Consider the following 12,271-nt stretch of genomic DNA (forward strand, 5'->3'; position numbering starts at 1 on the left):
CCACAAGGTTATAGATATGGCTGAAAATCCGCCGCGCATCATTCTTGTGGGCCGCCCCAACGTGGGCAAGTCCACTCTGTTCAACCGCCTCATCCGCAGCAATCGCGCCATCACCCATGACAGGCCCGGCATCACCCGTGACCGCATGGACGGCGTGGTGCGCCGCAAGGGCATGCCCGTATTCGGCATTGTCGATACTGGCGGCATCACCCTTGACGCACATGCCATGGTGGTGGAAGGCCCAGAGGGCATCCGCGGCTTTGAGCAGGATATCCTGAACCAGACAGAGGCCGCCCTCAAAGACGCCACAGCTGTGGCCTTTGTGGTGGATGGCCGCGACGGCCTGCTGCCGCTGGACGAGCATCTGGCCGCCCATGTGCGGCGCAAGGGCCTGCCGACCCTCTGCGTTGTCAACAAGGTGGACGGCGCGGAACACGAAGACGAGCGCATGGCGGAGTTTCACGCCCTGGGCTTTCCCCTGCTGGCCGTCTCCGCCGAGCACGGGCACAACATAAACGCGCTGGTCGAAGATCTTATTGCCCTGCTGCCCGAAGAAAGCTCGGAGGAGCCCCCGGCCCCGCCCACGCTGCGTCTTGCCATGCTGGGCCGCCCCAATGCGGGAAAATCCTCGCTTATCAACGCCCTGTCGGGTGAAGACCGCATGATTGTCTCGGATGTGGCGGGCACTACCCGCGACAGCGTGGACGTGCGCTTTACCAAAAATGGCAAGGACTATGTTTTCGTGGACACGGCTGGCGTTCGCCGCCGCACGAAGATTACGGACAGCGTGGAAAAGTATTCGGTCAACTCGGCCATCAAGTCGACCACCAAGGCGGACGTAACCCTTCTGACCCTGGATGCGGCAGAGGGCGTGAGCCAGCAGGACAAGCGCCTCATGGACATGCTCAACACGCGCAAGATTCCCTTCATGGTTCTTATCAACAAGTGCGACCTTGCCCCCCGCAACGCGCTTGACCAGTTGCGAAAGAACGTCAGCGAACTGTTGTCGTTCTGCCCCCATGTGCCCGTTCTGCTCGTTTCCGCCCTGAAGGGCAAAGACATTGGCAAGATATTGCCTCTGGCGCAGAAAATTCATGACGAATGCAGCGTCCGCATCTCCACGGGCAAGCTCAACCGCGCCATGGAAGAAGTGCTCACGCGCCACCAGCCCCCTGTGGTCAAACGCGTGCGCGCCAAGTTTTTCTATCTTACCCAGGCCGAATCAGAACCGCCGACCTTTGTCTTTTTTGTGAGCGACGCGGAACGTGTGCCTGAAAGCTACACCCGCTACCTGGAACGGGCGCTGCGAAAAATCTTTGAAATCACGCACGCGCCCATGCGCATACATTTGCGCTCAAGCCACAAAAAGAAAACAGCGTAAGCCCGCACGGGCGGTTCGCCGTTGCCGGCGCGCCGCTGCTCAAAAATACAAGAAGTCCGAATGCGGAACGTCCGCTTCGGACTTCTGTTTTTTTACCCCGCCGCGCCCACCTCTTTTTCCGCCCATCTCCCATGCGGCACTTGACAAACGCGGCGGGCTCGCATTGACAGAATGACCGCAATAAGGCAATAGAAAATCCTTCATCTAATATGACGTGCAAAGTCTGCGCGCACAATTTTCTCGTAGGAGGGGCAGATGAAAAAAGGTATGACATGGCTTGCCGCAATGGCTGTCTGCGTGACGTTGGCCGCGCCTGCTCAGGCTGCTGATCCCATCAAGATCGGCGTGCAGGGAGCCCAGTCCGGCGACTTGGCTTCTTACGGCGTTCCCAGCTTGAACGCGGTAAAAATCGTTGTGGATCAGGTCAACGCCAAGGGCGGCCTGCTTGGCCGCACCATTGAAGTTGTGCCGCAGGACGACCAGTGCAAACCCGAAATGGCCACCAACGCGGCCACCAAACTGATTTCTGAAAAAGTCAACGCTGTAGTCGGCCCCATTTGCTCCGGCCCCACCAAGGCTTCATTGCCCCTGTTCCAGGAAGCAGCCCTTATCGCGGTGTCGCCCACGGCCACCACGCCCGGCCTGACTGAAGAAGGCAAGAACCCGCTCTTCTTCCGCACAGTGGCCAATGACAATGCCCAGGCCACGCTGACCAGCGACTTCATGCTCAAAAAGCTCAAGGTCAAAAAGGTCGCCTACCTGCATGACAACGGCGACTACGGCAAGGGGTTTGCCGACAAGAACCGCGAAATTATGGAAAAAGGCGGCACGGAAACCGTGCTTTTTGAAGCCGTTACCCCTGATGCCGTGGACTTTTCCGCTGTGGTGCGCAAACTGCGCCGCGCCAAGCCCGACATCATTGTCTTCGGCGGCTACCAGCCCGTGGCCTCCAAGCTGTTGCAGCAGATGCGCCGCGACAACCTGAAGACCCCGCTCATCGGCCCCGACGGCGTGAAGGATGAAACCTTCCTCAAGATGACCGGCAAGGACAGCGAAGGCACCTACGCCTCCTATCCCAAGGACACCAGCACCCTGCCCGAATACAAAGTGGCGCGTGAAGCCCATATCAAGGCTTTCGGCAGCGAGCCCGGCTTCGGCTACTACAATGCCTACGCCGCCGCCCAGTGCCTGCTGGCCGCCATTGAAAAGGCCGGCAGCACCGACACCGCCAAGGTCAAGGACATTCTGCGCGACAACAAGGTGGACACCCCGCTTGGCAAGATCAGCTTCAACGCCAAGGGCGACGCCGCCGGTATGGGACTTTCCATATACCAGGTTAAAGACGGCAAGTTTGTGGAACTCGACCACAGCATTGTCCTTGAATAAATGATCAAGGGGGGCGCGGCCAAGGTCGCGCCCCCGTTTTCACACGCATTTTCGGCCCCGGTCGACGGCAATAACGGAACTTACGCCAGAGGGCACACCCGGCTCTGGCGCGTGGGACGGCATGGACATCCAATTTTTTATAGAACTTTTCTTTGGTGGACTCACCAGAGGCAGTATCTATGCGCTTATAGCTCTGGGCTATACTCTTGTTTATGGCATCATTGAGCTTATCAACTTCGCGCATGGTGAAATTTATATGCTTGGCGCTTTCACGGCCCTTCTCGTGGCCGGAGCTCTGGGCGTTTACGGCTTTCCTGCCGGGGGCATACTGGTAGTTGCCGCCCTTGCGGCCATTGTTTGGTGTGCGGCCTACGGCTTCACGCTTGAAAAGGTAGCCTACAAGCCCCTGCGTGGCGCGCCGCGCCTTTCGCCGCTTATTTCGGCCATCGGCATGTCCATCTTTTTGCAGAACTATGTACTGCTGGCCCAGACCGCGGACTTTGTGCCTTTTCCCAATCTGCTTCCCGAAATGAGCTTTCTTGACTACATCGACAATGTCATGGGGCCCAGCGACTTTCTTATTCTGCTGGTCAGCACTCTGGCCATGCTGGCCCTTACGCTCTTTATCCGCTACACCCGCATGGGCAAAGCCATGCGCGCCACGGCGCAGAACCGTAAGATGGCGCTTCTGCTGGGCATCAACGCCGACCGCATCATTTCGCTGACATTTATTATCGGCTCGTCACTGGCGGCCCTGGGCGGCGTGCTCATTGCCTCACACATGGGGCAGGTCAACTTCGGCATCGGTTTTCTGGCGGGGCTCAAGGCCTTTACGGCAGCAGTGCTCGGCGGCATCGGCTCCATTCCCGGCGCCATGCTCGGCGGCCTTGTGCTCGGGCTGGCCGAAAGCTTCACCACTGGCTATTTTTCAGGCAACTATGAGGACATGCTGGCCTTTGCCATTCTTATCCTCATCCTTATTTTCCGGCCCGACGGTATCCTCGGCAAAGCCAAAGTGCAGAAGGTATAGCCATGCAAAGAGTCATCAAGGCCGCCGTAGCGGCACTCTGGTTCATGCTGCTCACCCTGCCCGTTCTTGGCCTCAAGCTGAACACCATTGAACGCACCGTCACCTGGCGGCTGGATCGCATAGCGCTTCTGGGCGTTGCCATCTTCGGGCTCGCCATGCTGTGGGACTGGTGCTTCTCACGCAAGGCAAGAGGCCTGGCCATCATCAAGCTGCCTGCCGGTTTCGGCATTGGCCCCGCCATGGCCGCGCTTTCGCAAAAGCCCAAGCTCATGGCGGGCAGTCTGGCGATTCTGGCTGCCGTCCTGGTTGTCATGCCCCTGGTGAGCTCCTTCTACCAGACCAACATCATGATCTCGGCCCTGCTCTATGTGATGCTGGCTCTTGGTCTGAACATCGTGGTGGGCCTGGCCGGTCAGCTCGTGCTGGGCTATGTGGCCTTTTACGCCGTGGGCGCATACGCCTACGGCCTGCTGCACCAGTTCTTCGGCTTCGGCTTCTGGATGTGCCTGCCCATCGGCGGTTTTGTGGCCGTTATCTTTGGCCTGGCGCTGGGCTTTCCCGTGCTTCGCCTGCGTGGCGACTACCTCGCCATTGTCACGCTCGGCTTTGGCGAAATAGTGCGCCTGGCCCTGCAAAACTGGACCACCCTCACCGGCGGGCCGCGCGGCGTGAGCGACATCCCCCGCCCCGGCCTTTTCGGCATGCAGATGGACATCAACACCAGCACCACCTACGTGTATTATCTGGTGCTTGTGGCTGTGGTCATTACCATTGTGGTCATCAGCAGGCTCAAGAACTCGCGTGTCGGCCTTGCTCTGCAAGCGCTGCGTGAAGACGAGATCGCCTGCGAGGCCATGGGCATCGATATCATGCGGGTCAAACTTTCCGCCTTTGCCCTCGGTTCGTGCTGGGCTGGCTTTGCCGGAGTCATCTTTGCGGCAAAGACCACCTATATCAACCCGTCAAGCTTCACCTTTATGGAATCGGCCATGATCCTGTCCATGGTTGTGCTTGGCGGCATGGGCTCCATCACCGGCGTTGCCATAGCCGCGTTCATCCTCATTCTTGCGCCGGAATATCTGCGGGCCTTCTCTGAGTACCGCATGCTTATCTTCGGGGCCATTATGGTTATTATGATGATTTTCCGGCCTCAGGGTCTTATCAGCGGCGAGCGTCGCAGATACCGCATCAGCGCCCTCCACGACGCCGAAGGAGGCCGCCAGTGAAACCCGTGCTTGAAGTACAGGAACTTTCTCAGGATTTTGGCGGTCTGCGCGCGCTCAACGAGCTGTCGCTCACGGTCAACAGCGGTGAGATTGTAGCTCTTATCGGCCCCAACGGCGCGGGCAAGACCACGTTTTTCAACTGCGTGACGGGCATCTACACCCCCACCGAGGGCAAGATGTTTCTTCACGACAGCAAGGGCGATCCGCAATTGCTCAACGGCAAAAAACCCCACGCCATCACCGCCATGGGCATGGCCCGCACCTTTCAGAACATCCGCCTTTTCGGCGACATGACTGTGCTTGAAAACGTCATGATAGGCCGCCACTGCCGCACTAAGTCAGGCATTATGGGGGCCATTCTGCGGGACGGACACACCCGCCGTGAGGAGCAGGAAAGCATCGACGCAAGCTACGCCTTGCTGGAACTGGTGCGTTTGCAGGACTTCTGGAACGAAGCGGCCCGCAACCTGCCCTACGGGGCGCAGCGCCGCCTTGAAATTGCCCGCGCGCTGGCCACCGAGCCGCACATGCTGCTGCTGGACGAACCCGCCGCAGGCATGAACCCCCAGGAAACCAACGAACTCAAGGAGCTGGTCTGCTCCATCCGTGACGACCAGCAACTTTCCATCCTGCTGATTGAACACGATATGGGCATGGTCATGTCTCTCTCGGACCGTATCTACGTTATGGAGTACGGTTCGTGCATCGCCACCGGCAAACCCGAAGAAATACGCGCCAACCCGCGCGTCATCAAGGCATACCTGGGAGAAAGCGATGCTTGAGCTGCGCAATGTTGATACGTTTTACGGCAATATCCAGGCCCTGCGGGATATTTCGCTCAAGGTGGAAGAAGGCGACATCGTAACCCTCATCGGGGCGAACGGCGCGGGAAAATCCACCACCCTCATGACCGTGTGCGGCATCAACCGCCCCCGTCAGGGCGAGATTTTCTGGTATGGCAAACCCATACATACCTTGCCCCCCCACGAAATCGTGGCGCTCGGCATCTCGCAGGTTCCCGAAGGCCGACTGATTTTTCCCGATCTGAGCGTGCGCGAAAACCTGGACCTCGGGGCCTTTCTGCGCCAGGACAAGGAGGCGGTTAAGGACGACCTGGACTACGTGTTCAGCCTTTTTCCCATCCTTGCGGAACGTCGCAAACAGGCCGGAGGCACCCTTTCTGGCGGCGAACAGCAGATGCTGGCCATCAGCCGCGCCCTCATGGGGCGGCCCAAGCTGCTCCTGCTGGACGAACCCTCCCTGGGGCTTGCGCCCATTATCATTCAGCAGATTTTTTCCATCATCCAGAAGGTCAATGCCAACGGCACCACGGTCTTTCTGGTGGAACAGAACGCCAACCAGGCCCTGCGCATCGCCACACGCGGCTATGTGATGGAAAACGGCCGTATTGTCATGAGCGACAGCGCCGCCAACCTGCTGAAAAGCGAGGAAGTGCGCACGGCCTATCTGGGCATGTAGCACACAGCAATAATCAGCTGTCCGACAAAAAACGGGCGCGGCGTTCGTAATGAACGCCGCGCCCGTTTTTTTATGAGCTTTTTTGAGCGGCTTTTTTTTGAAATGCTTTGTGGGGGAGGGACCCTTTTGCAAAAGGGTCTCCTCCCCCACACCCCCTCCCCCTAAAACCTTTATTAGCTTTTGGAGCTTGTTAAGGCTCCAAAAGGCACGCGAGGGCAGCGCGCTGGCCACGGCTTATTTTAAGGAAGCCCTGATTAAAGAGCCTCCTGGAAACGCTGATTTATTCTCTGCCGCCCGGCAGTTCGGCTATGGATTCCCCGTCCACAGCGTGGGTCTTAAAGCTCCTGCGCGCCGCCGCTTCCGAAGTATTGGCGTAGCAGTAGACACAGCCGTGGGGGCAGGTGTTGTACTGGCCAATGTCCTTGCAGGGCACGCACAAACAGGTGGGACGCTGGCCGGGGTCACGGGGGTACTCCGTCCCCGAAGCAACGCTGAGAACGCCAGACGCGCCGGGCAAGAGCATCTGTTCGCTGGCGCTGATGCCAAAAAGTTCCAGCACGTCCGGATGGCGGCGGGTCAGCCGCAGTATGAGCTCGGGATCAGTGCAGCGGTTATGCTCCACCCCCTGGGCTAAAAGATCCGCCTTTTCGCCACAGGTTGCGGCCCGCATGCCGTGCCGCGCGCAGATTTGCGCTATGCCCGCCGCCATACGGCGCATTTCGTCAGGCGTAAAATCGCGCCAGGTCATGCCCTTGCGCCGTAGATTTTCCGCCACCTTGCGATAGGGGGCAATGTCGGCAAAACTGAAGACAAGCTTGGTGGTGCAGCCCGCCAGGGCTTGCGCCAACCTCTCCACCCGCTCCAGTAAATCCTCGCACGAAAGCATGCGGCAGCCAGGATTGGCGGCCAGCATAAGAGGGTCGAAACGCCACACCGCGCGATCCGGCCCCACCGCTTCCGCCAGACGCCGGAATGTTTCCACCCGACGCGCAAGCGGCGGCACCCCCGGCTCCCATCCTTCGGCCTCATAGTCGTTGAGCGTGTATTGCACGTAGGAAGCGAGGCCGCGTGCCTCCACGGCAGGCAGATACCCAATGAGGGGCTGCGGATTTTTGCTCCAAAAAACCACGACCCGCGCCCGCGACAACGAGACATGCTGCGGCTTGCCGCTGAAGGGATTAACCCAGCACGCGTAACCAGCCTCAAGCCTTTTCATGAACCAGGGCATGTAGAAAGCGGGAATGTCCGTGGCGCGGCTCACCGCCAGCAGAGTGGGCGCTACTGCCCGCACAGGGCCGGACTCGGCATTGATGGTGACAAGAGGCCATTTCATGCGCGCAGTGTGTCAAGGGCGCGGGCGGCAGTCAATACATGCATGCGGGGCGCCGCTGGCGTCACAAACGCCTTGCCTGTGACACTCTACAGATACGTGCGTTCGGGAGCCGTCAGACGTCACGCGTGCCCCTGCCGTCGCAGCGCGCCGCGCCACCTTGGCAGGATGATCTGGAGCGTGACCGCACAGAGGGGGCCATACCGTGACGCCTCCACTACACGCGCGGGGCGACGCCGTAAGCTTGTTTTGACAAATTTCACGCAGTTGCTATTGTCCCAACAGAGCCCCATACTGATAAAACTTTAAACACCTTGGTATTGCATGTCTTTTCTTTCATGGCTGCAGCGCATCTTCACACCGCCTTCCACTGGCGACCCGGACCTGGATAACGGAGGACAGGGTTTTCAGTGGAACCAGAACGTCCGTATCGTGCTGGCCATTATCATCGTCATACTCTCGGCCTTCGTGGTCTACAGGATACTGTCCTGATGTCAAAAAAACTCTGGCGTCTCACTGTGCGTGATGATTTTTCCGCCGGGCATGCCCTGCGCCACTATGAAGGCAAATGCGAACGCATGCACGGCCACAACTTTGCCGTGGAGCTTACCGTTGAGGGCAGCCAGCTTGCCGCTGGCACGGAAATGCTGCTGGACTTCAAGGTGCTGAAAAAAGGCCTCAAGGCTGTGCTTGACGCCCTGGACCACCGCCTGCTCAACGAAACGCCACCCTTTGACCGCATCAATCCCTCGTCCGAAAATCTGGCGCGCCACATCTGGCAGGGCATGGAGGCGCATCTGGCTGCCCACGACGATCCCCAGGCCCGACTGGTGCGCCTGTACAGCGTCACGGTTTCAGAAAAAGGCGCTCAAAGCGCCACCTATCTGGAAACGGACTAGCGGCATCGCCCTCGCGGAGCGCTCCCATGCCACAGGCCCTCTGTCTTCTGCACGCCAATTGCCAAGGCGAAGCCCTGCTGCCGCTGCTGCAAAATACTCCGGCCTTTGCGCGGCGCTTTGCTATCCGCCACTACGTCAATTACACGCGGGAACATATCGACAGCCAGGATTTGAGCCAGTGCGCGCTCTTTCTGTACCAAAGGCTGGCCCCCAAATGGGGCGACATTTCCACGGAGCAGATCCTTCCCCGGCTGCCTCAAAGCTGCCAGGCTGTTGAAATTCCCAATCTTTTTTTCAAGGGCTACTGGCCGTTCTGGACCAGCAAAACATCCATCAATTTTGGCGACAGCCTGTTGGAAAGTCTGCTTGAGCGGGGGCTGAATCCGGAGGAGGCGCTGCATGTCTACCTGCGCGCCACGCCGGGCATGATGGATGACGTGTCCGCCGTGGCGGAAGAAAGCCTGCGCCGCGAGGAAGAAAAACAGGCCGAAAGCCCCATTGTTTGCGCGCCTCTGCTGCGCGAACTGTGGCAAGAGGAACAGCTTTTCATTACCGTCAACCATCCGGGCCGCACACTGATGTTCCATATGGCCGACAGCCTGTTGCGCCTGCTTGGGCTGGGCGGCCTGCCGCAAACTGTCCGCCGCGCCTACGCGCACCCGCTGGAGGACTTCTGGCTGCCCATCCATCCCCAGGTGGGCGCGTTGCTGGGCCTGCCCTTTGCCAGTGCCGCACGGCGTTACCCCGTCTACCAGACCAGCCTGACCCACGCGCAGTACACGAGCTGTTATCTGGCATGCAAAAGCCACGATACGCCGGATCTGATAACCTTTTTAAAAAACCTGACGCCCGGGCCTACCGCCTGAGCTGAGAACAGAAGGAGTTCTTCATGAAGGTGCTTCTTATCAACGGCAGCCCCCACCCCAAGGGCTGTACTTTTACGGCGCTGTCCACCGTTGCGGCGCAACTGGAAAAAAACGGCGTTGAAAGCGAGCTGGTCCAGATCGGCTCCAAGGCCATACGTGGCTGTATTGCCTGTGGAAAGTGCAAGGACACTGGCTACTGTGTTTTCAAGGACGATCCCGTCAATGAAGTTATTGACCTGCTGCGCGCCGCCGACGGTGTAGTCGTGGGCTCGCCCGTGTACTACGCCGGGCCCAATGCCACCCTCTGCGCCCTGCTGGACCGCGTGTTCTTCATGAAGTCTGCGCGCTACGCCTTCAAGCCAGCGGCGTCCGTCGTCAGCTGTCGCCGGGGCGGGGCCAGCGCGTCCTTTGACAGGCTGAACAAATACTTCACCATTGCCCGCATGCCCGTGGTTTCCTCCCAGTACTGGAACTCCGTGCACGGCAACAATGCCGAGGAAGTGGTGCAGGACAAGGAAGGCATGCAGATCATGCGCACGCTTGGCGACAACATGGCATGGCTCATCAAGTGCATTGCCGCTGGCAAGGCCGCCGGAGTCAACCCGCCCGCCATTGAAGCCTGGGAACCCACCAACTTCATCCGCTAACCCTTTTGTAATGTTGCGTTGATATACTTTTTGGGGGAGGGAACCTTTTGCAAAAGGGTCGCCTCCCCCACGCCCCCACCCCCTAAAACTCTTAGCATGTTTTAGTATGGTGCAAAGCGTGTCGACCAGAGCGGAGTCAGAATCGTGATAAAAGACGACTGAACGCAAGCAAGCCCGGAGGCGTTACGCGCCTCCGGGCTTGCTTGTAAAATGTGTCCGGCTGACGCCAGCTACGGCTTCAAAGGCACAAGCGCCTTATAGGGACCGCGCATTTTGTAGATAAAATCGGCCATCTTCAGGTCGCCGCTGGCCAGCATCATGAGCAGCACTCCGGAGGATTTGTCCTCGCGCACGATTCCATATCCCTTGACGCCCTGCTGCTCAAAGGTAAATTCCCACTGCCCCTGACGCAGCACCGGGGTGCTTCCCCCCAACCGTTGCGCATTGGCCCTGGCGGCAGTTTCGGCTTCTCCCGCTTTGGCTGGCCCCACGATAATGAGTATCGAGGATTTATGCTCCTTTTGCCCAAGCAGAACCTGAATGGCATCCTTGACCTTGCTTGGCCCGTTAACAACAACCCAGTCGGCAGGCAGCTCGATGCTGTAGTACTTTGTCGTCACTGGCACGGCCTGGGCGCTGCCAGCCAGGGGGGGCAGCACCATCACGGCCAGCAGGCAGAACACTGCCCATATTAGTTTGAAACGGCAAAAAGACTGCATGGGATTCTCCAGTATTTTCCAGAATAATTTATGATGAAGATGCCCTGACGGATGCACGGGCAGGCATGGCGCACAGTTGCAAACGCGGTTTCAGCTCTGGCCTTGAGGGCCGTAAACCTTGCGGGCGGAGCCCCCAACACAGGACCGCGCAGCGCTGAAAAAGCAGATTACCTGTTGTTTGCGTCAGTCCGCAGCACGGCGAGCGTCTTCACCTCTTGTGACTGCACCTTTTCAAAGGAATTTTTTACATAAGATCTCACGTGGATCAGTGTACGGTCCGCAGGCTTTCATGTCTATAAAAAGGGCATTGCCGCCCCCTTGCCCGACGCGGACAATCTTTGTAGTATCGCGTTCCAGTGAGGGATACCATGCGGCAAAAACTGAATTCTTTTCGTTCAAGGCTCTACGTTTACCGTTTTGAGCTGTTGATGACATCCCTTCTGTGCGTCTTTGTCTTCAATATCTTTTTTCCCGACAATATCTATGGCGGTATGGCCCAGTCCATCTACCTGCCCTTTCAGTTGCTGGCTGGCCTGGTGCTTTTTGAATTCAAGAGGCGCATCATCTGGCTTGTGGTGCTTTTTGGCGTGCTGCTGATGATCTGCCGGTCGCTGAACCTCTTTTTTGCCAGCAGCCTGCTGGCCGAAGTGCTGCTGCTCTACATCTGTTTTTTCGGCAGCGTTACCCTGGAGGTTTTCCGGCAGATCGCCCGCGCGCAAATGGTCAGCACGCGCATGATATACGCGGCCATCTGCGGCCTCATGCTCATCGCCTATTGCGGATTCTATCTCTTTCTGGCCATTGAATTTGCCAACCCCGGCTCCTTCAACGGCCTCGGCGAAGGCGAAAACGCCATTAACAATCTTTTCTATTTCAGCTACATCACCATTTTGACCATTGGCTACGGCGACATCACGCCGCATACCTGGATCGCCAAAAACGCGGTCGTGCTGGTGGGCTTTATCGCGTACGTCTATTCCATTGTGGTCATAGCCACCATTGTGGGCAGGGTACAGCGCGTGCCGCACCCCTCGCCCGCCGGGCAGGCAACAGGCATACCGGCGGCTACGCCCCACCCCGCGCCACATCCGGCGGCGCACCCGGCGTCTTCGCATCAGGCGACACAGGCCAGCCCGCTGGCCGACTCTCTGACCAGCCCTCTACCCGACGCTCAGGCCAAATCTCTGGCAGAGCCGCAGACGGGTCAGCAAGCGCCGCAGGCCGCGCAGCACTCCTCAAAAGACTCTGACCCCGTGCGCGATCAGGCCTGACAGATACAAAGGTCAAAAAATCCCGCCTCGGTGCAAC

The 12,271-nt window shown here is 58.7% G+C and carries 13 protein-coding genes; 11 read left to right on the top strand and 2 right to left on the bottom strand.

From position 1 onward, the window contains the following. Positions 1 to 16 precede the first annotated feature (16 nt). From der to BCS36_RS12435, 6 genes are all read left to right on the top strand, one after another. Complete coding sequence (gene der / locus BCS36_RS12410; protein ID WP_291303188.1) at positions 17 to 1,381, top strand: ribosome biogenesis GTPase Der; 1,365 nt, start codon at positions 17 to 19, stop codon at positions 1,379 to 1,381. 255 nt (positions 1,382 to 1,636) lie between these two features. Beyond that, a complete protein-coding gene (locus BCS36_RS12415; protein WP_291303189.1) occupies positions 1,637 to 2,767 on the top strand; it encodes a branched-chain amino acid ABC transporter substrate-binding protein in 1,131 nt (376 codons plus the stop codon). 121 nt (positions 2,768 to 2,888) lie between these two features. Beyond that, positions 2,889 to 3,797 carry a branched-chain amino acid ABC transporter permease LivH gene (locus BCS36_RS12420; protein ID WP_291303190.1) on the top strand — a complete coding sequence of 303 codons (909 nt, stop codon included), beginning with the start codon at positions 2,889 to 2,891 and terminating at the stop codon, positions 3,795 to 3,797. 2 nt (positions 3,798 to 3,799) lie between these two features. Beyond that, positions 3,800 to 5,023, top strand: a complete 1,224-nt coding sequence (locus tag BCS36_RS12425; RefSeq protein WP_291303191.1) for a branched-chain amino acid ABC transporter permease — start codon at positions 3,800 to 3,802, stop codon at positions 5,021 to 5,023. Then, entirely contained in the window at positions 5,020 to 5,805 is a 786-nt protein-coding gene (locus tag BCS36_RS12430; protein ID WP_291303192.1) for an ABC transporter ATP-binding protein, read from the top strand. Before BCS36_RS12425 ends, BCS36_RS12430 begins: the two co-directional genes overlap by 4 nt. Further along, the gene (locus BCS36_RS12435; protein WP_179979511.1) at positions 5,798 to 6,502 is read left to right on the top strand and encodes an ABC transporter ATP-binding protein; all 705 of its coding nucleotides are present in this window, start codon (positions 5,798 to 5,800) and stop codon (positions 6,500 to 6,502) included. Before BCS36_RS12430 ends, BCS36_RS12435 begins: the two co-directional genes overlap by 8 nt. A gap of 280 nt (positions 6,503 to 6,782) precedes the next feature. Here the strand turns inward: BCS36_RS12435 and BCS36_RS12440 are convergent, their stop codons facing one another. Then, a complete protein-coding gene (locus BCS36_RS12440) occupies positions 6,783 to 7,835 on the bottom strand; it encodes a DUF1848 domain-containing protein (RefSeq protein WP_291303193.1) in 1,053 nt (350 codons plus the stop codon). A gap of 321 nt (positions 7,836 to 8,156) precedes the next feature. Here BCS36_RS12440 and BCS36_RS12445 point away from each other — a divergent pair, with 321 nt between their 5' ends. Genes BCS36_RS12445 through BCS36_RS12460 form a run of 4 tightly spaced genes read left to right on the top strand, consistent with a single transcriptional unit; the run spans position 8,157 to position 10,244 of the window. After that, on the top strand, positions 8,157 to 8,324 hold the full coding sequence (locus tag BCS36_RS12445; RefSeq protein ID WP_291303194.1) for a hypothetical protein: 168 nt from the start codon (positions 8,157 to 8,159) through the stop codon (positions 8,322 to 8,324). Next, on the top strand, positions 8,324 to 8,731 hold the full coding sequence (gene queD / locus BCS36_RS12450) for a 6-carboxytetrahydropterin synthase QueD (protein ID WP_291303195.1): 408 nt from the start codon (positions 8,324 to 8,326) through the stop codon (positions 8,729 to 8,731). The genes BCS36_RS12445 and queD overlap by 1 nt, the downstream gene beginning before the upstream one ends. Positions 8,732 to 8,757: 26 nt before the next feature. Further along, entirely contained in the window at positions 8,758 to 9,597 is an 840-nt protein-coding gene (locus tag BCS36_RS12455) for a WcbI family polysaccharide biosynthesis putative acetyltransferase (protein WP_291303196.1), read from the top strand. 23 nt (positions 9,598 to 9,620) lie between these two features. Next, a complete protein-coding gene (locus tag BCS36_RS12460) occupies positions 9,621 to 10,244 on the top strand; it encodes a flavodoxin family protein (RefSeq protein WP_291303197.1) in 624 nt (207 codons plus the stop codon). A gap of 230 nt (positions 10,245 to 10,474) precedes the next feature. Here BCS36_RS12460 and BCS36_RS12465 read toward each other — a convergent pair whose 3' ends face one another. After that, on the bottom strand, positions 10,475 to 10,963 hold the full coding sequence (locus BCS36_RS12465; protein ID WP_291303198.1) for a hypothetical protein: 489 nt from the start codon (positions 10,961 to 10,963) through the stop codon (positions 10,475 to 10,477). Positions 10,964 to 11,391: 428 nt separating this feature from the next. On the opposite strand from BCS36_RS12465, the gene BCS36_RS12470 reads away from it, so the two are divergent. Beyond that, entirely contained in the window at positions 11,392 to 12,234 is an 843-nt protein-coding gene (locus BCS36_RS12470; protein WP_291303199.1) for an ion channel, read from the top strand. The last annotated feature ends 37 nt before the right edge of the window (positions 12,235 to 12,271 follow it).

Origin of the sequence: Desulfovibrio sp. MES5 (genome assembly GCF_002237645.1) — a bacterium.
Taxonomy (GTDB): Bacteria; Desulfobacterota; Desulfovibrionia; order Desulfovibrionales; family Desulfovibrionaceae; genus Desulfovibrio.

Bases quoted from the DNA above. Each gene is read 5' to 3' on its own strand.
- der (WP_291303188.1), top strand. From the start codon at position 17: ATGGCTGAAAATCCGCCGCGCATCATTCTTGTGGGCCGCCCCAACGTG.
- BCS36_RS12415 (WP_291303189.1), top strand. From the start codon at position 1,637: ATGAAAAAAGGTATGACATGGCTTGCCGCAATGGCTGTCTGCGTGACG.
- BCS36_RS12420 (WP_291303190.1), top strand. From the start codon at position 2,889: ATGGACATCCAATTTTTTATAGAACTTTTCTTTGGTGGACTCACCAGA.
- BCS36_RS12425 (WP_291303191.1), top strand. From the start codon at position 3,800: ATGCAAAGAGTCATCAAGGCCGCCGTAGCGGCACTCTGGTTCATGCTG.
- BCS36_RS12435 (WP_179979511.1), top strand. From the start codon at position 5,798: ATGCTTGAGCTGCGCAATGTTGATACGTTTTACGGCAATATCCAGGCC.
- BCS36_RS12440 (WP_291303193.1), bottom strand. From the start codon at position 7,835: ATGAAATGGCCTCTTGTCACCATCAATGCCGAGTCCGGCCCTGTGCGG.
- BCS36_RS12445 (WP_291303194.1), top strand. From the start codon at position 8,157: ATGTCTTTTCTTTCATGGCTGCAGCGCATCTTCACACCGCCTTCCACT.
- queD (WP_291303195.1), top strand. From the start codon at position 8,324: ATGTCAAAAAAACTCTGGCGTCTCACTGTGCGTGATGATTTTTCCGCC.
- BCS36_RS12455 (WP_291303196.1), top strand. From the start codon at position 8,758: ATGCCACAGGCCCTCTGTCTTCTGCACGCCAATTGCCAAGGCGAAGCC.
- BCS36_RS12460 (WP_291303197.1), top strand. From the start codon at position 9,621: ATGAAGGTGCTTCTTATCAACGGCAGCCCCCACCCCAAGGGCTGTACT.
- BCS36_RS12465 (WP_291303198.1), bottom strand. From the start codon at position 10,963: ATGCAGTCTTTTTGCCGTTTCAAACTAATATGGGCAGTGTTCTGCCTG.
- BCS36_RS12470 (WP_291303199.1), top strand. From the start codon at position 11,392: ATGACATCCCTTCTGTGCGTCTTTGTCTTCAATATCTTTTTTCCCGAC.